The sequence below is a fragment of the Haloferax sp. s1 genome (genome assembly GCF_058382125.1).
In genome coordinates, this window is record NZ_JBZRPK010000470.1 from 4,228 (window position 1) to 5,241 (window position 1,014).

Below are 1,014 nucleotides of genomic sequence, written 5' to 3' on the forward strand. Positions count from 1 at the left end.
GGTGAGTCGTTCCATCCGTGGCAGCGTGTGTACGTGGAGTCGGCGATGCTAACTCACTCGGTCGGGATGCTCGGCCCCTACGACGACGTGTGGTGGTGGGACCACCTCACTCACACCCACTCGGCGTCGATTCTCGGTGGATTCGTCCACGTACTCGCACGGCGCAGGGGACGCGAACCCTCCCAGCGAGTCCTCGCCGTCGTCGTCTGTAGTGGTCTGCTCTGGGAAATCGCCGAGTATGCCATCCACCGCGGTGCCGACGCGCTCGGAATCGAGCCTGTGCTCGTCTCCTACGGTCGCGTCGACACGGTGCTCGACCTCGTGTTCAACCTCGTCGGGGCCGCGCTCGTCGTCGTGTTCGGCGACCGCGCGTTGAGAAATTTCCTGCTGACGGACGAACACTCCAGTCGGTGAGAGAAGCGAGGGTTCAGTCAGTGACGGCGGACCCGCCTCGGTCGTCCTCCGAGTTTCCTGTTCCCACGGGACTCGAACTCGAAGCTGTGTCTCCGATGTCCGAGAGTGGTTCGTTCTCACAGGTATCCGGTGGGTGTTCGTCTACTGCCTTGCGTCGGACCGCCGTCCGGAGTCCGACTTCAGCGATATTTCCGGCGTGCTCAGCCGTTCGCCGGAGGCTGTGGAGGGCGTGCGCAAAGCGGTAATCGCTGTCGTTCCCGTCGAATACGCGGCGCTCGATGTCGTTAAGCTGTTCGCACACTCGGTCGCGCGTCTCAAAGATATCTCGTGTGGTCTTGGAATCTTCGCCCGCGAACGCCACGTAGACTGCCGATTCGACCGCGTCTCGAACGATTCGAGAGACCGTTTCGATTTCGTCGGCGAGCGGTTGGCCAAGTGATTCATCGACCGCTGATGCGACAGATGCGATTTGCTCGGCGTGGTCGGCGATGCGCTCTAACTCCCGCGCTGCGGTGTAGAGTCGGAATAGTTCTGTCCGTGTTTCGCCGAGCGCGTCAACCTCGTCGAGGCGGTCGAGTCCGCGGGTGAAGTGCCGGTCGA

2 protein-coding genes are annotated in these 1,014 nt (G+C 62.4%); one reads left to right on the forward strand and one right to left on the reverse strand.

What is annotated here, in order from left to right; genetic code table 11:
• A partial coding sequence (locus tag QT222_RS07055; RefSeq protein ID WP_491476754.1) for a DUF2238 domain-containing protein occupies positions 1-414 on the forward strand: 414 nt, incomplete at its 5' end.
• A 13-nt stretch (positions 415-427) separates the two neighbouring features.
• On the opposite strand, the gene QT222_RS07060 is transcribed toward QT222_RS07055, so the two are convergent.
• Positions 428-1,014, reverse strand: a 587-nt coding sequence (locus QT222_RS07060) for a phosphate signaling complex PhoU family protein (protein WP_491476755.1), incomplete at its 5' end; no start/stop codon positions are given.